General features: G+C 66.0%; 24 protein-coding genes and 4 tRNA genes. 23 read left to right on the top strand and 5 right to left on the bottom strand.

Annotated features, from left to right (window positions below; genetic code table 11):
- Positions 1 to 31 precede the first annotated feature (31 nt).
- Positions 32 to 535 carry a DUF2505 domain-containing protein gene (locus ACQP06_RS32505; protein WP_433668719.1) on the top strand — a complete coding sequence of 168 codons (504 nt, stop codon included), beginning with the start codon at positions 32 to 34 and terminating at the stop codon, positions 533 to 535.
- 51 nt (positions 536 to 586) lie between these two features.
- Here ACQP06_RS32505 and ACQP06_RS32500 read toward each other — a convergent pair whose 3' ends face one another.
- On the bottom strand, positions 587 to 1,024 hold the full coding sequence (locus ACQP06_RS32500; protein WP_433668718.1) for a VOC family protein: 438 nt from the start codon (positions 1,022 to 1,024) through the stop codon (positions 587 to 589).
- Between the two features lie 196 nt (positions 1,025 to 1,220).
- On the opposite strand from ACQP06_RS32500, the gene ACQP06_RS32495 reads away from it, so the two are divergent.
- Positions 1,221 to 2,870 (top strand): purine-cytosine permease family protein, encoded by a 1,650-nt coding sequence (locus ACQP06_RS32495; protein WP_433668717.1) that lies wholly within the window; start codon positions 1,221 to 1,223, stop codon positions 2,868 to 2,870.
- A gap of 6 nt (positions 2,871 to 2,876) precedes the next feature.
- Here the strand turns inward: ACQP06_RS32495 and ACQP06_RS32490 are convergent, their stop codons facing one another.
- Entirely contained in the window at positions 2,877 to 3,296 is a 420-nt protein-coding gene (locus ACQP06_RS32490; RefSeq protein WP_433668715.1) for a helix-turn-helix transcriptional regulator, read from the bottom strand.
- Positions 3,293 to 4,567, bottom strand: a complete 1,275-nt coding sequence (locus tag ACQP06_RS32485) for a geranylgeranyl reductase family protein (protein ID WP_433668713.1) — start codon at positions 4,565 to 4,567, stop codon at positions 3,293 to 3,295. Before ACQP06_RS32485 ends, ACQP06_RS32490 begins: the two co-directional genes overlap by 4 nt.
- A 179-nt stretch (positions 4,568 to 4,746) precedes the next feature.
- Between ACQP06_RS32485 and ACQP06_RS32480 the strand changes: the two genes are divergently transcribed.
- Positions 4,747 to 5,769, top strand: coding sequence for a polyprenyl synthetase family protein (locus tag ACQP06_RS32480; protein ID WP_433668711.1), 1,023 nt, complete (start codon positions 4,747 to 4,749; stop codon positions 5,767 to 5,769).
- Between the two features lie 181 nt (positions 5,770 to 5,950).
- Complete coding sequence (gene htpX / locus ACQP06_RS32475; protein WP_433668709.1) at positions 5,951 to 6,835, top strand: zinc metalloprotease HtpX; 885 nt, start codon at positions 5,951 to 5,953, stop codon at positions 6,833 to 6,835.
- Here the strand turns inward: htpX and ACQP06_RS32470 are convergent, their stop codons facing one another.
- Positions 6,836 to 7,327, bottom strand: a complete 492-nt coding sequence (locus tag ACQP06_RS32470) for a YajQ family cyclic di-GMP-binding protein (RefSeq protein WP_357091065.1) — start codon at positions 7,325 to 7,327, stop codon at positions 6,836 to 6,838.
- A 138-nt stretch (positions 7,328 to 7,465) separates the two neighbouring features.
- On the opposite strand from ACQP06_RS32470, the gene ACQP06_RS32465 reads away from it, so the two are divergent.
- The 10 genes from ACQP06_RS32465 to rplA all read left to right on the top strand — a co-directional run bounded on the left by ACQP06_RS32465 (position 7,466) and on the right by rplA (position 12,464).
- Positions 7,466 to 7,547, top strand: a tRNA-Tyr gene (locus tag ACQP06_RS32465).
- A 236-nt stretch (positions 7,548 to 7,783) separates the two neighbouring features.
- A tRNA-Thr gene (locus tag ACQP06_RS32460) sits at positions 7,784 to 7,856 on the top strand.
- A gap of 81 nt (positions 7,857 to 7,937) precedes the next feature.
- Positions 7,938 to 8,010, top strand: a tRNA-Met gene (locus tag ACQP06_RS32455).
- Between the two features lie 42 nt (positions 8,011 to 8,052).
- Positions 8,053 to 8,223, top strand: coding sequence for a 50S ribosomal protein L33 (gene rpmG, locus ACQP06_RS32450; protein ID WP_029925945.1), 171 nt, complete (start codon positions 8,053 to 8,055; stop codon positions 8,221 to 8,223).
- A gap of 200 nt (positions 8,224 to 8,423) precedes the next feature.
- Positions 8,424 to 9,467, top strand: a complete 1,044-nt coding sequence (locus ACQP06_RS32445; protein WP_433673496.1) for a fused (3R)-hydroxyacyl-ACP dehydratase subunits HadA/HadB — start codon at positions 8,424 to 8,426, stop codon at positions 9,465 to 9,467.
- 182 nt (positions 9,468 to 9,649) lie between these two features.
- A tRNA-Trp gene (locus ACQP06_RS32440) sits at positions 9,650 to 9,722 on the top strand.
- Between the two features lie 29 nt (positions 9,723 to 9,751).
- Positions 9,752 to 10,141: a preprotein translocase subunit SecE gene (gene secE, locus ACQP06_RS32435; protein ID WP_433668707.1), complete on the top strand. Its 390-nt coding sequence runs from the start codon at positions 9,752 to 9,754 to the stop codon at positions 10,139 to 10,141.
- Between the two features lie 138 nt (positions 10,142 to 10,279).
- On the top strand, positions 10,280 to 11,083 hold the full coding sequence (gene nusG / locus ACQP06_RS32430; protein ID WP_433668706.1) for a transcription termination/antitermination protein NusG: 804 nt from the start codon (positions 10,280 to 10,282) through the stop codon (positions 11,081 to 11,083).
- Positions 11,084 to 11,248: 165 nt separating this feature from the next.
- On the top strand, positions 11,249 to 11,683 hold the full coding sequence (rplK, locus tag ACQP06_RS32425) for a 50S ribosomal protein L11 (protein WP_357091071.1): 435 nt from the start codon (positions 11,249 to 11,251) through the stop codon (positions 11,681 to 11,683).
- A gap of 70 nt (positions 11,684 to 11,753) precedes the next feature.
- Entirely contained in the window at positions 11,754 to 12,464 is a 711-nt protein-coding gene (gene rplA, locus ACQP06_RS32420; RefSeq protein WP_433668704.1) for a 50S ribosomal protein L1, read from the top strand.
- 130 nt (positions 12,465 to 12,594) lie between these two features.
- Here rplA and ACQP06_RS32415 read toward each other — a convergent pair whose 3' ends face one another.
- Positions 12,595 to 12,888, bottom strand: coding sequence for a hypothetical protein (locus ACQP06_RS32415; protein WP_433668702.1), 294 nt, complete (start codon positions 12,886 to 12,888; stop codon positions 12,595 to 12,597).
- 108 nt (positions 12,889 to 12,996) lie between these two features.
- Between ACQP06_RS32415 and ACQP06_RS32410 the strand changes: the two genes are divergently transcribed.
- The 9 genes from ACQP06_RS32410 to ACQP06_RS32370 all read left to right on the top strand — a co-directional run bounded on the left by ACQP06_RS32410 (position 12,997) and on the right by ACQP06_RS32370 (position 21,099).
- Positions 12,997 to 13,311, top strand: coding sequence for a hypothetical protein (locus tag ACQP06_RS32410; RefSeq protein ID WP_433668700.1), 315 nt, complete (start codon positions 12,997 to 12,999; stop codon positions 13,309 to 13,311).
- 345 nt (positions 13,312 to 13,656) lie between these two features.
- The gene (rplJ, locus tag ACQP06_RS32405; RefSeq protein ID WP_357091081.1) at positions 13,657 to 14,220 is read left to right on the top strand and encodes a 50S ribosomal protein L10; all 564 of its coding nucleotides are present in this window, start codon (positions 13,657 to 13,659) and stop codon (positions 14,218 to 14,220) included.
- A 63-nt stretch (positions 14,221 to 14,283) separates the two neighbouring features.
- Positions 14,284 to 14,664, top strand: a complete 381-nt coding sequence (gene rplL, locus ACQP06_RS32400) for a 50S ribosomal protein L7/L12 (protein WP_357091083.1) — start codon at positions 14,284 to 14,286, stop codon at positions 14,662 to 14,664.
- 279 nt (positions 14,665 to 14,943) lie between these two features.
- Entirely contained in the window at positions 14,944 to 16,002 is a 1,059-nt protein-coding gene (locus ACQP06_RS32395) for an ABC transporter ATP-binding protein (RefSeq protein WP_433668698.1), read from the top strand.
- A gap of 10 nt (positions 16,003 to 16,012) precedes the next feature.
- Complete coding sequence (locus ACQP06_RS32390) at positions 16,013 to 16,807, top strand: MlaE family ABC transporter permease (protein ID WP_433668696.1); 795 nt, start codon at positions 16,013 to 16,015, stop codon at positions 16,805 to 16,807.
- An 80-nt stretch (positions 16,808 to 16,887) separates the two neighbouring features.
- Entirely contained in the window at positions 16,888 to 17,676 is a 789-nt protein-coding gene (locus ACQP06_RS32385) for an ABC transporter permease (RefSeq protein WP_379095702.1), read from the top strand.
- Entirely contained in the window at positions 17,673 to 19,007 is a 1,335-nt protein-coding gene (locus ACQP06_RS32380; protein ID WP_433668694.1) for an MCE family protein, read from the top strand. Before ACQP06_RS32385 ends, ACQP06_RS32380 begins: the two co-directional genes overlap by 4 nt.
- Positions 19,008 to 19,015: 8 nt before the next feature.
- Positions 19,016 to 20,092 (top strand): MCE family protein, encoded by a 1,077-nt coding sequence (locus ACQP06_RS32375; protein ID WP_357091365.1) that lies wholly within the window; start codon positions 19,016 to 19,018, stop codon positions 20,090 to 20,092.
- A complete protein-coding gene (locus ACQP06_RS32370) occupies positions 20,092 to 21,099 on the top strand; it encodes an MCE family protein (RefSeq protein WP_433668692.1) in 1,008 nt (335 codons plus the stop codon). The genes ACQP06_RS32375 and ACQP06_RS32370 overlap by 1 nt, the downstream gene beginning before the upstream one ends.
- The last annotated feature ends 3 nt before the right edge of the window (positions 21,100 to 21,102 follow it).

Here is a 21,102-nt window from a genome sequence, read left to right as displayed (position 1 = left end):
GCTATTCCATCGCTGGGCTACGGTCTTCGCCATGTCCCGAAAATTCAGCTTCACCGTGCAGTACAGCATCCCGGTCGAAGAGCTTCACCGGGCACTCAACAATGACGAGATGTGGCAGGCCCGCTTCGCCGCGGCGCCCACCGCCAAGCTGGAGCTCACCCACCCGGACGGGCCCGGCACCATCCAGATCCACATGACCGAGAAGGCGCCCGAGGACCAGATTCCCGGCATCGTCAAGAAGGTCCTCAAGAGCGAGCTCATGCTCGAGCGCACCGACTCCTGGGGTCCGCTGACCGACGGTGTCGCGCGGGGCAGCTTCAGCGGCCGCTCCGGCGGCATCACCACCGAGATGGCGGGCGCGTTCGAATTGCGGCCCACCGCCGAGGGTTCCGAGATCGAGGTCACCGGCACGGTCGACGTGAAGGTCCCGCTGGTCGGCGGCGCCATCGAACCCCTGGTCGAGAACCTGCTCAAGAAGGTCATGAACAGCGAACGCAAGTCCGTCGAAACCTGGTTCGCCGCGCAGAACGCCTGATCCCGGTTATCCGTGGATGCGGGGGTGGTCCCGCATCCACGGTCCCGGTCGCTACTGCCCGAAGTTCGGATCGAACTCGCGAGGCTCGGTGAGTACGAGCCAGTTGCCGGAGTTGTCGCGGATGATGGCCTCGACGCCGTAGGGGCGCTCCGCGGGCGGCTGCACGAACTCCACGCCTTTGGCGGTCAGCTCGTCGAAAGTCTTCTGACAGTTATCGGTTCGCAGGCCGAGCGCGCCGTGCGTGCCGTTGGCCAGCGACCGGCGGACGGCCTCGGCGAGATTGTCGTCGAGCGGGGGACCCGGGATCATCAGCGTCACCTCCAGCTCCGGATGATCCGGATGCGCCACCGTCACCCAGCGGAAGCCGTTGTCGCCCATGGTGACATCGCTGCCCTCCACGAAACCCAGCTTGTCGATGTACCAGGCCTTGGCGGCCGACTGGTCGGTCACATAGACGGTCACGAGCGAGACATTGGTAATGGTCGTCATGGTTTCCAGGCTATGGACGAGCCCCCGCCGCGGGCTTCTCCGAAATTGCGCGATTCACGCCCGGATTGCTGAGTTCACACACTCGGAACCTCAGTGAGGCTGCCGTAACAGCCGCGCAATCGGCCGGAAAGCCAAGATCAACAATCACTGCGCACCCTCGAATCGGAAAACAGCTCGCGACGAGCCCGAACGAGGAGTGCCGGTGGTTCAAGTCGAAACCCCCACGGCGAACGCGGTGGCCGCGTCCAAGGAGACGCTGGAGGATTACACGCTGCGGTTCGCGCCCCGCAGCTACCGGAAATGGAGTCCGGCGGTGGTCGGCGTCTCGGCGCTCGGCGGCATCGCCTACCTGGCCGACTTCTCCATCGGCGCGAACATCGGCATCGCCAACGGCACCGGCAACGCGCTGCTGGGCATCGGCATCTTCGCGATCGTCATCATGATCACCGGCTTCCCGCTGGCCTACTACGCGGCCCGCTACAACGTCGACCTGGACCTGATCACCCGCGGCAGCGGCTTCGGGTACTACGGGTCGGTGGTCACGAACATCGTGTTCGCCTCCTTCACCTTCATCTTCTTCGCGCTCGAGGGCTCGATCATGGCGCAGGGCCTGCAACTCGGCCTGCACGTGCCGCTCCCGATCGGCTACCTGGTGTCCACGGTGATGATCTTCCCGCTGGTCATCTACGGCATGAACACCCTCGCCAAACTGCAGGTGTGGACCACCCCGCTGTGGCTCATCCTGATGGTGCTGCCGTTCGGCTTCCTACTGGTCCGCCACCCCGACTCGGTGGGCGCCTTCCTGTCCTACGGCGGCCAGGACGGCAAGGGCGTCAGCCTGTCCGGCGCGCTGCTCGCCGCCGGCGTCTGCCTCTCGCTCATCGCCCAGATCGCCGAGCAGATCGACTACCTGCGCTTCATGCCGCCCCGCACCCCGGACAACGCCCGCAAGTGGTGGGGCTGGATGCTGCTGGCCGGACCGGGCTGGGTGCTGTTCGGCGCCATCAAGCAGGTCGTCGGCCTGTTCCTGGCGGTCTACCTGATCGCCAACCTGCCCGGCGCGCAGGACATCGCCAATCAGCCGGTGCACCAGTTCCTCGAGATCTACCGCGACATGATGCCGTCCTGGCTGGCCATGACCCTGGCCGTGGTGCTGGTCGTGATCAGCCAGATCAAAATCAATGTGACCAACGCGTATTCGGGTTCGCTGGCGTGGACCAACTCCTTCACCCGCGTCACCAAGAACTACCCGGGCCGGATCGTGTTCCTCGGCCTGAACCTGGCCATCGCGCTGATCCTGATGGAAGCCAACATGTTCGACTTCCTCAACAACATCCTCGGCTTCTACGCCAACTGCGGTATCGCCTGGATCGTCACCGTCGCAACGGATATCGCGATCAACAAATACGTGCTGAAGCTCTCGCCCAAGGAGCCGGAGTTCCGCCGCGGCATGCTCTACGACTTCAACCCGGTCGGACTGGTCGGCTTCGGCCTGTCGGCGGTGCTGTCGATCATGACCTTCTTCGGCCTGTTCGGTGAGACCCTGAAGCCGTACTCGCCGATCGTGGCCGTGGTGGTCTCGTTCCTGGCCACCCCGCTGACCGCGGTCCTGACCAAGGGCAAGTACTACCTGCGACGCGACCACGACGGCATCGACCTGCCCATGTTCGACGAGCACGGCAACCCGTCGGGGGAGACACTGACCTGCGTCGTCACCGGCATGGAGTTCGAGCGCCCCGACATGATCGCCTCGGCGGTGGCGGGACCGGAGGGCGAGATCCAGTACATCAGCTCGCTGGCCCTCTCCACCGACAAGACCGGAATCCACGTGCTGCCGTCTCGATGAGACCCGTCAGTCCCCGCGCTTCCGATCCGAGAGCCCGTGCATGAAGACGTAGCAGCCCGGGATATGGGGTGCGCCCTCGGCCGCGAACTTCGCTTGATAGTCCGAGGGCGACATCCCGACCAGGTCGGTGAACTTCCGGCTGAACGATCCGAGGCTGGAGTAGCCCACCAGCATGCAGGCCTCGGTCACCGTCACATTGGTGGCGCGCAGCAGGTCCTGCGCCCGCTCGATCCGCCGCTCGGCGAGATACAGGGCGGGCGTCTTGCCGTAGGTGGCCGCGAAACATCGCAGGAAGTGGTACTTCGACACCCCCGCGGCCGCCGCCAGACTGTCCAGGTCCAGCGGTTCCGCGTACTGCCGGTCGGCCAGATCCCGCGCTCGCCGCAGATGCGGCAGCAGCTCCTCGGGAACCGGCCGGGCGTTCACGAGAACGGCCGCAGCTTGTCGATCCGCATCGAGGCCCGGCCCGCGCCCCGCCACAAGCGGGCGGTCAGATCCAGGTCCTCGTCGGTGACCAGGTTGCCCATCACCCGGACCGCGGTGCGCTGCAACAGCTTCGACCGCATCAGCGGCGGCCCGCCCAGCGGCACCGTGCGCGGATGCGTGGCCAGCCCGGCCAGTCGCCGCGCCACCGAATAGGTGCGGCCGTAGCGCTCGCGCAGCAGGTCCGGCCAGATGTGGGTGAGGTCCGGCTGGTCCAGCAGCGCGGCCAGCATGTGCCCGCCCTCCAGGCCGTAGTCGATGCCCTCGCCGTTGAGTGGGTTCACGCAGCCCGCCGCGTCGCCGACCAGCGCCCAGTTGCGCCCGGCCAGGTTCGACACCGCGCCGCCCATCGGCAGCAGCGCCGACGCCACCGCCCGCGCCTCGCCCTCGAAACCCCATTCCGCGCGCCGCTGCGACACATAGTGCTGCAGCAACGGTTTCAACGCGATATGCGAGGGTCGCTTTTCGGTGGCCAGCGAACCGACGCCGATATTCACCTCGCCATTGCCGAGCGGGAAGACCCAGCCGTAGCCGGGAATCAATTCATTGTTCGCATCACGCAATTCGAGATGTGAGGTGATCCACTCGTCGTCGCTGCGCTCGGATTTGATGTACGCCCGCGCCGCGGTCCCGTACGCGTACTGCCGGTGCCAGGTACGGCCCAGCATCTTGCCGACGGGGGAGCGGACCCCGTCCGCCACGATCAGCGTCTTGCAGGACACCGCGCGCAGCCCACTGTCGGTCTTGATGGTCACGCCGGTGACCCGGTCGCCCTCGCGGGCCACCTCGATCACCTTGGCGCCCTCCACCATCCGCGCCCCCGATTTCACCGCGGTCTCGCGCAGCTTGTCGTCGAGTTCGGTTCGCGGAACGGCACTTCCGTAGGTGGGGAAGGACCCGTTCGGCCAGGGCAGCAGGGCCTCGCGGCCGAACCCGGCCATCCGCAGGCCCCGGTTCACGGTGTGCGCCCGCACCCAGTCGCCGAGCCCCAGATGCTCCAGCTCGGCCGTGGCGCGCGGGGTGAGCCCGTCGCCGCAGGTCTTGTCGCGGGGGAACAGCGCCGAATCGGTCAGGAGCACGTCCCGTCCCGCGCGCGCCGCCCACGCGGCCGCGGCCGACCCGGCGGGACCAGCGCCGACGACCAGAATATCGGCGTGCGCGGGCAGAACATCCGACGATTTCCCCTGCTCGGGCGCGACTTCCGATGAACCCATGCGACCAATACTCGCAGCACATCACCGCGTGCGCATATTTGCCCCAGGGTTCACCTCCAGGCGTTTCGATTCGCGTGGCGGGTGTTTCGTTGGTCGCACTACGGTGGTGTCCATAGGGGGTGAGCGACGCACACGCTAGGTTCTTTGGCGTGGGGTCGGACGCGGCACTGGGAGAAGAAATGAGCGCATCAGCTGTGAGCGATGAGAGCACCGTGGTCGCGGGGGTGGATCTTGGCGATCCCGAGCTCGCCGCCACAGTGCGCAAGGGCCTGATCGAGGTCGAGGACCTGCTCATCACCGAGCTGTCCGACGGCGAGGAATTCCTGCAGGAAGCGGCGCTGCACCTGGCCAAGGCCGGCGGCAAGCGCTTCCGCCCGCTGTTCACCATCCTCACCGGTCAGCTCGGCCCCAACCCGACCAGCCCCGACCTGGTCGTCGCCGGCACCGTGGTGGAGCTGGTGCACCTGGCCACCCTGTACCACGACGACGTCATGGACGAGGCCTCCATGCGCCGCGGCGCCCCCAGCGTGAACTCCCGCTGGGGCAACTCCGTCGCCATCCTCGCGGGCGACTACCTGTTCGCGCACGCCTCCCGCCTGGTCTCCACCCTCGGCCCGGACGCGGTCCGGATCATCGCCGAGACCTTCGCCGAGCTGGTCACCGGCCAGATGCGCGAGACCATCGGCGCCCGTCAGTCCCAGGACCCGGTCGAGCACTACCTGCGCGTGGTGTGGGAGAAGACCGGCTCGCTGATCGCCGCGGCCGGACGCTTCGGCGGCACCTTCTCCGGCGCGAGCCTGGACCACGTGGAACGCCTGGCCCGCCTCGGCGACGCCGTGGGCACCGCCTTCCAGATCGCCGACGACATCATCGACATCTCCTCGGCGTCCGAGCAGTCCGGCAAGACCCCCGGCACCGACCTGCGCGAGGGCGTGCACACCCTGCCCGTCCTCTACGCGCTGCGCGAGGAGGGCGACGAGGGCGACCGCCTGCGCAAGCTGCTGGCCACCCCGCCGCAGACCGACGCCGACGTGGAGGAGGCCCTGTACCTGCTGTCGCGGTCGCGCGGCCTGGTGCTGGCCAAGGAGAAACTGCACGGCTACGCCGACCTCGCGCACGCCGAACTCTCGGCCCTGCCCGGCGGCCCGGCCAACGACGCGCTCGAGCAGCTGGTCCGCTACACCATCGAACGCGTGGGCTGACGCTCCCGGGGGAACCTGTTCCCGGCCCGTATCGTTGACCAGGTGTAACGACCCGTATGGGCACCACTTGGTGGTTCGCGGCCCGTCTCGTTCTGGACTGAGCGGAGCGGGGGAGCGAAGGGAGGGAAGAACGAGACCTCCAGGGCCGCGAACCCGCCCGGAGCGAAGCGGAGGGCAAGAATTGCACAGTCACGGGTATGCGAACGGGTTGAAGACGTTCGGACTCTTGGTCGGGATGTCGGCACTGATCGTGTTCGTGGGAGCGCTGTTCCGCAATCCCACGATCCTGATCCTGTCGATCGTGCTGGCGGTGGGCATGAACGCCTACGCGTACTTCAACAGCGACAAGCTCGCGTTGAAGGCCATGCACGCGCAGCCGGTCACCGAGCTCGAGGCTCCCGCGATGTACCGCATCGTGCGCGAATTGGCCACGGCCGCACGCCAGCCCATGCCGCGCCTGTACATCAGCCCCACCAACGCGCCCAATGCCTTTGCCACCGGCCGTAATCCGCGCAATGCCGCGGTCTGCTGCACCACCGGCATCCTGCAGATCCTCGACGAACGGGAACTGCGCGCGGTGCTGGGGCACGAGCTGTCCCACGTCTACAACCGCGACATCCTGATCTCGTCGGTCGCGGGCGCGCTCGCCTCGGTCATCTCCGGCCTGGCCAACCTGGCCTTCTTCGCTGGCGCCTTCGGCGGCGGCAACCGCAATGGCGAGGGGCCGAATGTCATTGCGCTGCTGCTGGTCTCACTGCTGGGGCCGATCGCGGCCTCGCTGATCAAACTGGCCGTCTCCCGCTCCCGCGAATACCAGGCCGACCAGGACGGCGCGGAACTCACCGGCGACCCCCTGGCGCTCGCCTCGGCCCTGCGCAAACTGGAACGCGGCACCCAGGCCGCCCCGCTGCCCCCCGAACCGCAGCTGACCGCCCAGTCCCACCTGATGATCGCCAACCCCTTCCGGGCCGGCGACAAGATGGCCCGCTGGTTCTCCACCCACCCCCCGATGGCGGACCGCATCGCCCGCCTCGAGGAGTTGGCCGGTGGAAACCGGAACTACTAGCTAGCGGTAGTTCACGAACTGCAGGGCGATATCGAAGTCGCCGCCCTTGAGCAGCGCGATGACGGCCTGGAGATCGTCACGGTTCTTGCTGCTGACGCGCAGCTCCTCGCCCTGGATCTGCGCCTTGACGCTCTTGGGGCCCTCGTCACGGATCTTCTTGGCGATCTTCTTCGCGTTCTCCGTGGTGATGCCCTGCACCAGGTTCCCTGTGATTTTGTACACCTTGCCGGAGGCCTGCGGATCGCCCGCGTCGAACGCCTTGAGCGAGATGTCGCGGCGGATCAGCTTCTCCTTGAACACGTCCAGAGCCGCCTTCACGCGGTCCTCGGACTCGGCGCTGAGGATGATCTTCTCCTCGCCCGACCATTCGATGCTCGCTCCGGTGCCGCGGAAGTCGTAGCGCTGGCTCAGCTCCTTGGCAGCCTGGTTCAGGGCGTTGTCCACCTCCTGGCGATCGATCTTGCTGACCACATCGAACGACGAATCCGCCACACTCTTCTCCTGTCCGAGATCGGATATTCGGGATGTTCCAACGCCGACGCTAGCCGCTCCGGCATGGCTGTATCCAGCCGGTTTGCATTCCGGGCGTGGGTTCAGGGTATTCTGCTGAAGCGCTGGAAGGCGTACCCTGGCGGATTGCCCGAGCGGCCAAAGGGAGCTGACTGTAAATCAGCCGCGTAATGCTTCGGAGGTTCAAATCCTTCATCCGCCACAGCTGGAGCCCCTCAGACGAGAGTCTGAGGGGCTCTTTGCGTTCCAGGGGTCAGGGCGTGGCGATCGGGCGGGTTCGCGGCGCAACCCCGGATGGCCCCTCCGGCACCGAGTGTCACGGCAGCTACCCGGTCTCGAAAACGGCCGATGACCAGCCGGTTTGGAGAGTGCGCGGGGATGTGTGTAATCTCGTTCAAGTCGTCAGCGCCCCGGTCCAGACCGGAGCAAGACAGACACGCCCCCTTAGCTCAGTCGGCAGAGCGTTTCCATGGTAAGGAAAAGGTCAACGGTTCGATTCCGTTAGGGGGCTCGCCGGATTGCCGGTGGTGAACGGCTCGGCTTCTCCTAGCAGGACCCGGGACCTCCCCGCCGTCAAGTACCGACACCAGATGGCGGTGTAGCTCAGTCGGTAGAGCAAACGACTCATAATCGTTGTGTCGCCGGTTCAAGTCCGGCCATCGCTACATACTGATATCCCAATCAGGCTGACCGGAAAGAAGGCAATCGTGGCCGCGAAGTCCACTGATATCCGGCCAAAGATCACCTTGGCCTGCGAGCAGTGCAAGCACCGCAACTACATCACCAAGAAGAATCGGCGTAACGACCCGGACCGTCTCGAGCTGAAGAAGTTCTGCCCGAACTGCGGTACCCACCGGGCGCATCGCGAGTCTCGCTAACTTAAACCCGCGCGAACAACCGCGTGGACAGAGTGCCGGATCGGTAAGTCACTTCGTCTCTTAGAAAGGGACAAGGGACCCGGTCCGGCACTTGGCGTATATAGCGGTGGTTCTGCGCTCTCGCCCCGTTCCCGTTTCGTGGGAGCAGATAGGGACTTCCTGCCGTGACGATCAACACCGATATCGATATCGAGGCCGACATGGTCGAATCAGAGCTCTTCGACCCCGCCGCGCACGCCGCCGCCATGGTCGGCCATCACTACCGCGTGGAGGACTACTACGAGGTCGGCCGCGAGAAGGTGCGCGAGTACGCCCGCGCGGTGCAGGACTACCACCCGGTGCACTGGGACGAGGACGCCGCCGCCGCGCACGGTCACGACGGCCTGGTCGCCCCCCTCACCTTCATCTCGCTGGTCGGAATCCTGGCCCAGCGCAAGCTCTTCGAGCAGATCGTCACCGGCTATGACCTGAGCCAGATCATGCAGACGGACCAGATCCTGGAGTTCCACCGTCCGATCAGGGCCGGGGACCAGCTGTCCTGCGTCGTCTACCTGCACTCGTTCCGCCAGGCCTTCGGCGGCGACATCATCGTCACCCGCAACGACGTGCTGGCCCAGAACGACGAACTGGTGCTCACCACCTACACCACCCTGATCGGCCGCAGCGGCGGTGACATCGACCCCAATATCGGTGACGCCGTGCGCAATGTGCTCATGCACGGGGTCGGCCCGGACGCCGCCGACGCGGGCGAGCCCATCGAGATCGACACCCCCGACCAGTCCGTGGCGGCGCTGTCGACCGGCGCCGTGATCGCGAGCGCGCAGACCCGCCGCTTCGAGGATGTCGCCGCCGGCGACGAGCTGCCCTCCCGCACCGTGCAGCTCACCCGCGGCGACCTGGTGAACTACGCCGGCGTCTCCGGCGACGCCAACCCGATCCACTGGAGCGACGACGTCGTGAAGCTGGTCGGCCTGGAAAACGTTGTCGCGCACGGCATGCTGACCATGGGCCTGGGTGGCGGCTTCGTCACCTCGTGGCTGGGCGACCCGGGTTCGGTCAAGGAGTACAACGTCCGCTTCACCAGCCCCGTGTACGTCCCGATCGACCGTCCCGCGGAGATCGAGTACACCGGCAAGGTGAAGTCGGTGGACCCCGAGACCCGCACCGCGGTGGTCGCCATCGTGGCGAAGTCGGAGGGCCGCAAGATCTTCGGTCGCGCCACCGCGACGGTGCAGCTCGGCTGACCGGAAACCGGGGTAGGCCGCGACACCCCGATTGGCGATCGTCAGTCGGGGTAACGTACACTCGAAAATCTGGGGTCACCAGCCGATGCGCGCTGCTCCGAGGAGCGGCGCGTGTTTGTATGAAATGACCCTGTAGTACAACTGAAAAAGAACAGAGGCTGGAAGCAACCCCGTCCAGCCGAAGGGGCGTAGCTCAACTGGCAGAGCAGCGGTCTCCAAAACCGCAGGTTGCAGGTTCAAGTCCTGTCGCCCCTGCCCTGGATGCCGACTTAGAGAGGATCGACGTGAGCGACGAGCGGGACACTCGCCACGAAGATGGCGACGACACCGCCGCGGTGGCTCGTCCGAGCGGCAAGCGGTCCGCCCGGCGCACCCGCGCCGCGTCGTCCGGCGCCGTCGCGACGATCGAACGACCGTCGGATTCGGCCAAGGCAGCCACCAAGCAGTCCGGCAAAGGCAAGAAGGCCGGGCAGAGCGGTTCGGGCAATCCCTTCAAGAGCCTGATGAAGTTCCTCAAGGAAGTCATCGCGGAACTTCGCAAGGTCATCTGGCCCAACCGCAAGCAGATGGTCACCTATACGAGCGTTGTCCTGGTGTTCGTGATTTTCATCATCGCGTACATCAGCGGTTTGGATGTGGCGTTCATCAAGGGTGTCAACTGGCTCTTCGGCTAGGCGGCACGGTGACCGCGTCTGACCGTCGCGGCCGGTGACCGGCCCCCGGGCAGAGGCGGGGAGCGGGAACATCCGCCGGGCTATGCCTTGCCCCGGCGCGCAGAGGATTACGTGACGACTAAGGAAGCGAGTGCCCCAGTGAGCACCCCGGAGAACGGCACAACCGAGGAATTCCCGGTGGATGACGTGGTGATCGAAGAGACCACCGCGGACGTCGAGGACGCTGAGGGCTTCGCCGACGCCGACGAGTTCGCGGCCGACGCCGAAGAGGCCGAGCCCGCGCAGCCCGCGGCCCAGATCTCCGACGAGCCCGCCGACCCGGTCGCCGAGATGACCGCCGCGCTGCGTCGCGCGCCCGGTGACTGGTACGTCGTGCACTCCTACGCCGGGTACGAGAACAAGGTGAAGACCAATCTCGAGACCCGCGTGCAGAACCTCGGTCTCGAGGACTACATCTTCCAGGTCGAGGTGCCGACCGAAGAGGTCACCGAGATCAAGAACGGCCAGAAGAAGAACGTCAACCGCAAGGTGCTGCCGGGCTACATCCTGGTCCGTATGGAGCTGAACGACGAGTCGTGGGGCGCGGTGCGCAACACCCCCGGTGTCACCGGTTTCGTCGGCGCCACCTCGCGTCCCTCGCCGCTGACCATTCCGGACGTGGTGAAGTTCCTGGTCCCGGCCGCGCAGCAGAAGAAGGCCGCCGCTCCGGCCACCGCCGCTGCCGCCGCCACGACCGGTGGCGACACCGCCGTCGCGAAGCCGATCATCGAGGTCGACTTCGAGGTCGGCGAGTCGGTGACCGTCATGGACGGCCCGTTCGCGACCCTGCCGGCCAGCATCTCCGAGGTCAACGCCGAGCAGCAGAAGCTCAAGGTGCTGGTCTCGATCTTCGGCCGCGAGACCCCGGTCGAACTGGCGTTCACGCAGGTCGCCAAGATTTAGTCGCAAGGAGGCGGTGGCCCGGGTTTCACCCGGTGTCACCGCCTTTTTCGCGTTCACGTAGACTTGCCGGGTTGTGCCTAGGGCCTGATCTCGAGCTGCCCTGGGCGCGCAAGTCCCGGATAAGGCTTACGGGTGATCCGTAAGGAACCTAACCAAGGAAGAAAGATGCCCCCGAAGAAGAAAAAGGTCGCTGGGCTCATCAAGCTCCAGATCCAGGCCGGCCAGGCCAACCCGGCTCCGCCGGTGGGTCCGGCGCTGGGTCAGCACGGCGTCAACATCATGGAGTTCTGCAAGGCGTACAACGCGGCGACCGAGTCGCAGCGTGGCAACGTCATCCCGGTCGAGATCACGGTCTACGAAGACCGCACGTTCGACTTCAAGCTGAAGACGCCGCCCGCCGCGCGTCTGCTGCTGAAGGCCGCCGGTGTGCAGAAGGGCTCCGCCGAGCCGCACCGCACCAAGGTCGCGCAGATCACCATGGACCAGGTCCGTGAGATCGCCAAGACCAAGCAGGAAGACCTGAACGCCAACGACATCGACGCCGCGGCGAAGATCATCGCTGGTACTGCCCGCTCGATGGGTATCACCATCGCGGAGTAAGAGCCTTCCGGCTCGGTGGGAGGGACCGCCTGTCCCGCACCACTTCTGACTTAGACAAGGACAGATCAACATGGCAAAACGAAGCAAGGCTTATCTCGAGGCGGCCGCCAAGGTCGACCGCGCTGCTCTCTACGCTCCGCTGGCCGCCGTGCGGCTCGCGAAGGAGACCGCCACCACCAAGACCGACGCGACCGTCGAGGTTGCCGTCCGTCTGGGTGTCGACCCGCGTAAGGCCGACCAGATGGTCCGCGGCACCGTCAACCTGCCGCACGGCACCGGTAAGACCGCCCGCGTCATCGTGTTCGCCGTCGGTGACAAGGCCGCCGAGGCCGAGGCCGCCGGTGCCGACGCCGTGGGCGCCGAGGACCTGATCGAGCGCATCCAGGGCGGCTGGCTGGAGTTCGACGCCGCGATCGCCACCCCGGACCAGATGGCCAAGGTCGGTCGTATCGCTCGCGTGCTGGGCCCGCGTGGCCTGATGCCGAACCCGAAGACCGGCACGGTCACCCCCGATGTCACCAAGGCTGTCAACGACATCAAGGGCGGTAAGATCAACTTCCGCGTCGACAAGCAGGCCAACCTGCACTTCGTGATCGGCAAGGCTTCCTTCGACGAGAAGAAGCTGGCCGAGAACTACGGCGCCGCCCTCGACGAGATCCTGCGTGTCAAGCCCTCCACCGCGAAGGGCCGCTACGTCAAGAAGGTGACGTTCTCGACGAACACCGGACCGGGCATCCCGGTGGATCCGAACCGCACCCGTAACTTCGCCGAGGAAGACTGATTCCTCGACGCGGTAACGCGTAGCAACGCATGAAAGCCCGAAGGGCCGGTACGAATCTCGTACCGGCCCTTCGCTTTTCCACGGTGACAGATCGACCCCGCCGAGACGGCGGACCGCGCTGGTATCGCGGTTACACCGGATCCGGCTCGACGCTGCCGCTGCCGATCTTGAAGATCAGGGCGCAGAGCGGGCTGGTGGTGGGCTCGGCCTTGCAGAGCACGATGTAGAGCGCGCCCAATGGGAAGGTGAACAGGGGCGTCAGTGACGATCCGGATCCGCCCGAGCCGGACGCGGATCCGGAGTCGGCGACGGGGGTCGCGGGGGTGTCCGCGGTGGGGGAGGCCTGAGCGGGGCCGAGACCCGCGCCCAGTAGGGCGGTCGAAAGGGTAATGGCGGCAAGGGTTTTGGTGAGCAATCGGGACATAGCTTCCTCCTGGAAATATGTGCGCCGACACTATCCGAGATCAGCCAGTTTGAAATACCCTATTTTTACAGTCTGTCGCGTCCGGAAATTCGATGACAGGGTGCCCATATGCGCCGCTTCGCCCTGACCCTCACCGCAGCCGCCCTCCTCGCCGGACTGTCGGCCACCCCAGCCGCCGTGGCCGAGCCTGTCACGCTGGTGCCGGCACCGGTCGCCGATTCCGGATCCGCCATCCCCACGAACTGGGGCGACGGGTCACTGCTGTACCTGCTGCCGGGGGCGGTGCTGGTGGGGATTCCATTCTTGGGATCCGCCGAGCTGCTGGGCTGCGGATACTGGGACGCTCCTCGCTCCACCACACCGCAATGTCAGCTGATGTACGCCTTCTTCTCGGGCAGTAGCACCCTGAGCGGGGTGCGCTGACACGGGCCGACTCCTGCGTTGCTCTCCGCACCCCGTTTTGGCGTATCGATGCTGGTCCGCTATATTGGACGACGGTCATCGACATGCTCTCCGGAGTTTCGGTGATCACCCCACATCGTTCTACCGAAGACCGTTGGTTGCTGCCGTCAGGCGGCTGAAGGTCCGGCGATATTGCCGGCGACCCACGCAGGGAGAGCCGAGGTCGGGAAACCCGCGAGAGATCGCGATCGTTTCTTGTGCGCCCCGGGTTCGCTCTGCGACCGGGGCGTTAGCTTTGTCGCCGGCCCCTGTTGGCGGAACTCGGTAGTTCATACGAGAACCGACCATCCAGAGAGGAGGCGAAGTATGGCGAATTCTGAGAAGGTCACCGCGGTCGCGGAGATCACCGAGCAGTTCAAGGCGTCCACCGCGACGGTTGTCACGGAGTACCGCGGTCTGTCGGTCAGCAAGATCACCGAGCTGCGTCGTGCGCTCGGCGCGAACGCTACTTACTCCGTCGCCAAGAACACCCTGGTCAAGCGCGCTGCCGCCGAGGCGGGCGTGGCTGGCCTGGATGACTTGTTCGTCGGTCCGACCGCTATCACCTTCATCACCGGCGAGCCGGTCGAGGCCGCCAAGGCGCTGAAGGCGTTCGCCAAGGACAACAAGGCGCTCATCATCAAGGGCGGCTACATGGACGGCGCCGCGCTGTCCGTGGCCGAGGTCGAGCGCATCGCCGACCTCGAGTCGCGCGAGGTGCTGCTGGCCAAGCTGGCCGGCGCCATGAAGGGCAACCTGTCGAAGGCTGCCGGCCTGTTCGCCGCCCCCGGCAACCAGGTCGCGCGCCTCATGGCCGCGCTGCAGGAGAAGAAGCAGGCCGAGGGTGGCGCTGCCGCTCCGGCCGCCGACGCTGCTGCCGACGCCGAATAAGTCACTACCCCAAACCTATTCGTCACCGCCGCGCGGTGACGGAACTACCGAAAGGAAATATCAATGGCCAACGTTGATGAGCTGCTCGAGACCTTCGCCGGCATGACCCTGCTGGAGCTGTCCGAGTTCGTGAAGGCGTTCGAGGACAAGTTCGAGGTCACCGCTGCCGCTCCGGTCGCCGTCGCCGTCGCGGGTGCCGCTGGCGCCCCGGCCGAGGCCGCCGAGGAGCAGGACGAGTTCGACGTCATCCTCGAGGGTGCCGGCGACAAGAAGATCCAGGTCATCAAGGTCGTGCGTGAGATCGTCTCCGGCCTGGGCCTGAAGGAAGCCAAGGACCTGGTCGAGGGCGCCCCGAAGCCGATCCTGGAGAAGGTCGCCAAGGACGCCGCCGAGGCTGCCAAGGCGAAGCTGGAAGAGGCCGGCGCCAAGATCACCATCAAGTAATTCACTTGATGGTGTGCCGGGGTCACACCCCGGCCGCGTCGATATTGTGAAAAGGGCGGTACCCATTGTGGTACCGCCCTTTTCGCGTATTCTGCTGCCGTGATTGGCGCGTGATCGGGTGGGTATTCCAGATATTCCTACCGACCGGTCAGGTCCCAGTGTCCGAGACGGTCTCCATGCGATACAGTGACCGGACCTACTGTGACGCGCCACACCGCGCGAAATTTGTGGCGGATCGTCCCACATGTAGGGCGCTCGTCGGAGAAAGTGGAGGTTGGCGTGGGCGTCGAGGTCAGGACCGAAGGCATCACGAAGTCGTTCGGATCCCAGCGTATTTGGCAGGACGTCACGCTGACGCTGCCGTCGGGGGAAGTAAGCGCTCTGCTCGGCCCTTCGGGTACCGGTAAGTCCGTCTTCCTGAAGTCGTTGATCGGTCTGCTCCGTCCGGAGAAGGGCTCGATCTACATCGATGGCACCGACATCACCACCTGCTCGAACAAGGATCTGTACGAGATCCGCAAGCTGTTCGGCGTCCTCTTCCAGGACGGCGCGCTGTTCGGGTCGATGAACCTGTTCGACAACACGGCCTTCCCGTTGCGCGAGCACACCAAGAAGAGCGAATCCGAGATCAAGAAGATCGTCATGGAGAAGCTCGAGCTGACCGGTCTGCTCGGCGCCGAGGGCAAGCTCCCCGGTGAGATCTCCGGTGGTATGCGCAAGCGTGCCGGCCTGGCCCGCGCGCTGGTGCTGGACCCGCAGATCATCCTCGTCGACGAGCCGGACTCCGGTCTGGATCCCGTTCGTACGACCTACCTCTCGCAGCTGTTGATCGATATCAACGCGCAGATCGACGCGACGATCCTGATCGTCACGCACAACATCAACCTGGCCCGTACGGTGCCGGACAACATCGGCATGCTGTTCCGCCGCAACCTGGTCATGTTCGGTCCCCGTGAGGTGCTGTTGACCTCGGACGAGCCGGTGGTCAAGCAGTTCCTCAACGGCCGCATGCAGGGTCCGATCGGTATGTCCGAGGAGAAGGACGAAGCCCAGATGGCCCGCGAGCAGGCCATGTTCGACTCGGGTCACCACGCCGGTGGCGCCGAGGAGATCGAGGGCATCATCCCGCAGATGCGGGCGCAGCCGGGCATGCCCGTGCGTGGCGCGGTGGGCCGTCGCCGGGAGCGGGTCCGCCAGATCATGCACACCCTGCCGCCTGCCGCGCAGGAGGCGATCCGGGCGTCCATGGCCGAGAACGGCGATGCCGACACGCAGGTGATGCCGTCGTATCAGGGTGGCTACGACGCCACGGTTCGACAGAACCTAACTAACGGGTAACATACGGCCCGTGAACCCCTCCTCGACGCGACTGCGCACCTCGGTCGAGTCGGGACTTGCCCAGGCCGGCAATGTTTTCGGACTCTTTCTCGACGTGCTCCGGAAGACGTTCCGCCGGCCTTTCCAGTGGCGGGAGTTCATCGAGCAATCGTGGTTCATCGCGAGTGTCTCGATCCTCCCCGCCGCCCTGGTGGCAATCCCGTTCGGCGCCGTGGTGGCCCTGCAGACCGGCTCGCTCATCAAGCAGCTGGGGGCGGAGAACTTCACCGGTGCGACCAGTGTGCTGGCCACGGTCCAGCAGGCCGCACCGGTGGTCACCGCATTGATCATCGCCGGAGCCGCCGGCTCCGCCGTGGCCGCCGATCTCGGCTCGCGCACCATTCGCGAGGAGATCGACGCCATGGAAGTCCTCGGCATCGATCCCATTCAGCGCCTGGTGGTTCCACGCGTGCTGGGCATGATGCTGGTCGCCTTCCTGCTCAACGGCCTGGTCTCGGTCGTCGGCATCTGCGGCGGCTACTTCTTCAACGTGGGGCTGCAGGGCGGCACCCCGGGCGCGTACCTGGCGTCCTTCTCCGCCCTCGCGCAAATCCCCGACCTGGTGATCGGTGAGATCAAGGCACTGATCTTCGGTGTGGTGGCGGGCGTCATCGCCGCCTACAAGGGCTTACATCCCAAGGGCGGACCCAAGGGCGTGGGCGACGCGGTGAACCAGTCGGTGGTCATCACGTTCCTCGTGCTCTTCTTCCTGAACCTCATCCTCACCCTGATCTATCTTCAGGTCGTACCCGCAAAGGGCGCGTGACAATGGTCGTTTCGCAGCGCTCCACCGTTTTCTCCCGGTCGGCGCGCCGGGTCAAGCCCGCGCTCATGGCTCCGGTCAACATGGTCGACAAGGCCGGCGACCAGATGTCGTTCTACTCGCGGGCGATCGGCGCCATCCCGCGAACCATCGTGCACTTCCGCAAGGAGGTCACCCGGCTGCTGGCCGAGGTGACCTTCGGGTCGGGCGCGCTGGCGGTCATCGGCGGCACCATCGGCGTCATCGTGTTCATGTCGGCCTCGGTCGGCGTGGTGGTGGGCCTGCAGGGCTTCAAGGCGCTCGACGCGCTGGGCTCGGGCGTGCTCACCGGCTTCCTCACCGGGTACATCAACACCCGTGAACTCGCGCCCCTGGTTGCGGCACTGGCACTTTCGGCGACGGTCGGCTGTGGTTTCACCGCCCAGCTGGGCGCCATGCGGATCTCCGAGGAGATCGACGCGCTCGAGGTGATGGCGGTGCCGTCGGTGCCGTTCCTGGTGACCACGCGCGCCATCGCGGGCTTCCTCGCGGTGATCCCGCTGTACGTGGTCGGCCTGCTGGGCACCTACCTGGCCTCGCGGTTGATCAGCATCTACTTCAACGGGCAGTCGAGCGGCTCCTACGACCACTACTTCGCGTTGTTCCTGCCACCCGAGGACGTGCTCTATTCGTTCGTGAAGGTGCTGGTCTTCGCGTTCGTGATCATCCTCGTGCACTGCTACTACGGCTACAACGCCACCGGCGGTCCCGCGGGCGTCGGCGTGGCCGTGGGCCGCGCGGTGCGCGCCGCGATCGTGCTGATCAACGTGCTGGACTTCTTCCTGTCCCTGGCGATCTGGGGCACGACCACGACGGTGCGGGTGGCCGGATGAGCAACCCGGAGCGCGGGCAGACGCTCAAGAAGCGGACCCTGGGCGTGCTGTTCTTCGCGCTCGTCGCGCTGTTCCTGTGGACCACTATCGCCATCTACAACAAGCAGTTCGTGGACACCGTGCGGGTCAACCTGATCACCGACACGGTCGGCAACGCGCTGACCCGCAACGCGGACGTGAAGGTTCGCGGCGTGACCGTCGGCGAGCTGCGCTCGAGCAGCTACGACGGCAAGAACGTGCACCTGGACCTGGCCATCGACCCGGCCAAGGCGGACAAGATCCCGTCCAACGTGACCGCGCGGCTGCTGCCCAAGACGCTGTTCGGTGAGCGCTACATCGACCTGGTGTGGCCGGACAGCCCGCAGGGCAAACTCACCGAGGGCCTCACCCTGCACCAGGACACCTCCGGCAACGCCGTCGAGGTGAGCCAGCTGCTGGACCACATCCTGCCGCTGCTGCAGGCGATTCCGCCGCAGTACCTGTCCTCCACGCTGGGCGCGCTGTCCAACGCGCTGCAGGGTCAGGGCGAGGAGCTGGGCAAAACCATCGACCGGCTCGACGACATCGTCACCCAGGTGAACGGCGTGATGCCGACCCTGCAGGACGATCTGAAGAGCCTGGCCGACGTGGCCACCACCTACTCCGACGCCGCGCCGCAGCTGGTGTCCGCGCTGGACAACCTGCGCACCACCAACGCGACCGTGGTGCAGAAGAAGTCGCAGATCGACACCCTGCTGGCGACGCTCACCCCGAGCGCCACCACCACCGCCGACTTCCTGCTGCTCAACCGCGACAACATCATCGACGTGGCCGCGGACTCGCGGCCCGCGCTGGTGGAGTTGGCCAGGTACTCGCCCAGCTACAGCTGCGCGCTGGCCGGTTTCGCCGAGCTCAAGCCCCGCATCGACCAGATCTTCGGCAAGGGCACCGACCTGCCGGGTTCGCGGGTGAGCGTCTCGATCGTGAATCCGCGCGGCCGCTACGTCCCCAACCAGGACGAGCCGCGGTGGTTCGATCAGCGTGGCCCGCTCTGCGTTCCGATGTACCCGCCCTTCACCGATCCGGGTCAGTACACCAACGGTTCCGCCAATGACGGCTCCTACCAGCCGCCGAGCCGGAACCCGGGTGACCAGAACATCGGCCGGATGCAGGCGCCGCAGTACAAGGTGTACGGGCCCCAGACGCCGACGACCGCGTACTCGCCGCAGGAGTCCCAGGCGCTGGGCACGATCTACGGTGCCGCCCACGGCGTTTCGCCCGAGGAGGTGCCCAGCTGGGTCACCAAGATCGCCGCGCCCGCCTTCCGCGGCAGTGAGGTGAGCGTCAAGTGAAGGATCTGTTGCGCGGTCTCGGGCCGACGCTGACCAAACTGATCGCCTTCATTCTCGTCACGGTCTTCCTGACGGGCGTGCTGGCGCTCACCATCGCCAACTACGGTGGCGGCGGCACCAAGTTCAATGCCCGCTTCACCGACGTGACCTCCCTGAACAAGGGTGACGAGGTCCGGGTCGCGGGTGTCCGCGTCGGCAAGGTGACCAATGTGGCCATCGTGGACAAGCGCCTGGCCAACGTGGAATTCGAACTGACCGACCGGGATTGGCTGCCCGCCTCGACCACGGCGACCATCAAGTACCGGAACCTGGTGGGCCAGCGCTACATCGCGCTGGAGCAGGGGACCGGGCAGCAGGGCCGCAAGCTGAACAAGGGCGCGACGATCCCGCTGGAGCGCACCAAGCCCGCGGTCAATCTGACCGAGCTGTTCAACGGCTTCCGCCCGCTGTTCCAGACCCTCACCCCCGAGGACGTCAACAAGCTGTCCTACGAGATCATCCAGGTCTTCCAGGGCGAGTCCGGCACCATCGCGGACCTGGTGGCCAACACCGCCTCGCTGACCAACAAGATCGCCGACAAGGACGCGGTGATCGGTGAGCTGATCAAAAACCTGAATCTGGTGCTGGACAGCATCAATTCGCGCGGCGACCAGCTCGACCAGTTGATCGTGAACACCGAGGCGCTGGTCTCCGGCCTGAACGCCGAGCGCGGCACCATCGGTTCCGCGGTCTCCTCGCTGGGCGGTCTGGCCCAGGCCACCGCCGACCTGCTGGTCCCGGTCCGGCCGAACCTGCAGGGCGCGATCGCCGGCCTGAACCAGCTGACCGGCACCCTCAACGACCGCAAGGACGAGGTCGACGAGGGCCTGACCAACCTGCCCATCAAGATGGAGAAGCTGGGCCGCGCCGCCTCCTACGGCTCCTGGTTCCAGTTCTATCTGTGCGGCATCGACATCGTCGCGGGGCCGGGCATCAAGGACGCGCCGCAGCTGAACTTCCCGCCCGCGCTCCAGAACATGCCGACGGTGAATCAGCCGATCTACACGAATCCGGCGCCGCGCTGCCACGGGAAGGGAGGCCGCTGATGGATGACCGCATTGTCATGGGCAAGCGCAGTCCGGCATTCATGGGCGGGCTGGGCCTGATCCTGGTGCTGCTGGTGACCTTGTCCGCGTTCAACCTGGACAAGCTGCCGCTGATCGGGGCCGGCACCAAGTACACCGCCGAGTTCTCCGAGGCCGCGGGCCTGAAGAAGGGCAACGAGGTCCGCATCGCCGGCGTGAAGGTCGGCGCGGTCTCCGATGTCCGTCTCGACGGCGACAAGGTGCTGGTGGACTTCCGCACCCAGGACGCCTGGATCGGCAACGAGACCAGCGCGTCCATCCAGATCAAGACGCTGCTGGGCCAGAAGTACCTGGCGCTCGACCCCAAGGGTGACCGCACCGCGAATCCGCGTGACCGGATTCCGTTGTCGCGCACCGTGTCTCCCTACGACGTGGTGGACGCCTTCAGCGATGCCGCCAAGAACATCGAGGAGACCAACACCGGGCAGCTCGCGCAGAGCTTCCAGGTGCTGTCGGACGCCTTCTCCGCGACCCCGCCGCAGCTGCGCGGGTCCATCGACGGCGTGGCCCGGCTCTCGGAGTCGCTGGCCAAGCGTGACGACCAGCTCAAGAAGCTGTTCGCCGCGACCCGGACCACCACCAAGGTGCTGGCCGACCGCAATCAGGAGTTCGAGCGGCTGCTCGCCAACGGCGGCCAGCTGATCGCGGAGCTCAATGTCCGCCAGCAGGCCATCCACCAGTTGCTGACAGGTGCGAAAACCGTTGCGGCGGAACTGACCGCGCTGGTCAAGGACAACGAGGACCAGATCGGCCCCGCGCTGACCAACCTCAACAAGACGATCGACCTGCTCAACGACCATCAGGCCGACCTGTCCAAGACCCTCACGCTGGCGGCGCCCTTCTACGGGCTGTATTCCAACGTGCTGGGCACCGGCCGCTGGTTCGACGCGGTCATCACGAACCTGATTCCGCCCGCGCTACCCGATATTCCGGGCAACCGCGATCCGATTCGCAAGTTGGGAGGTTAACCC

Origin of the sequence: Nocardia sp. CA-136227 (genome assembly GCF_050955695.1) — a bacterium.
In the GTDB taxonomy this organism is placed as follows: domain Bacteria; phylum Actinomycetota; class Actinomycetes; order Mycobacteriales; family Mycobacteriaceae; genus Nocardia.
The sequence above is the reverse complement of the archived record's forward strand: the minus strand, read 5'-3'. Positions and strand labels throughout refer to the sequence as shown.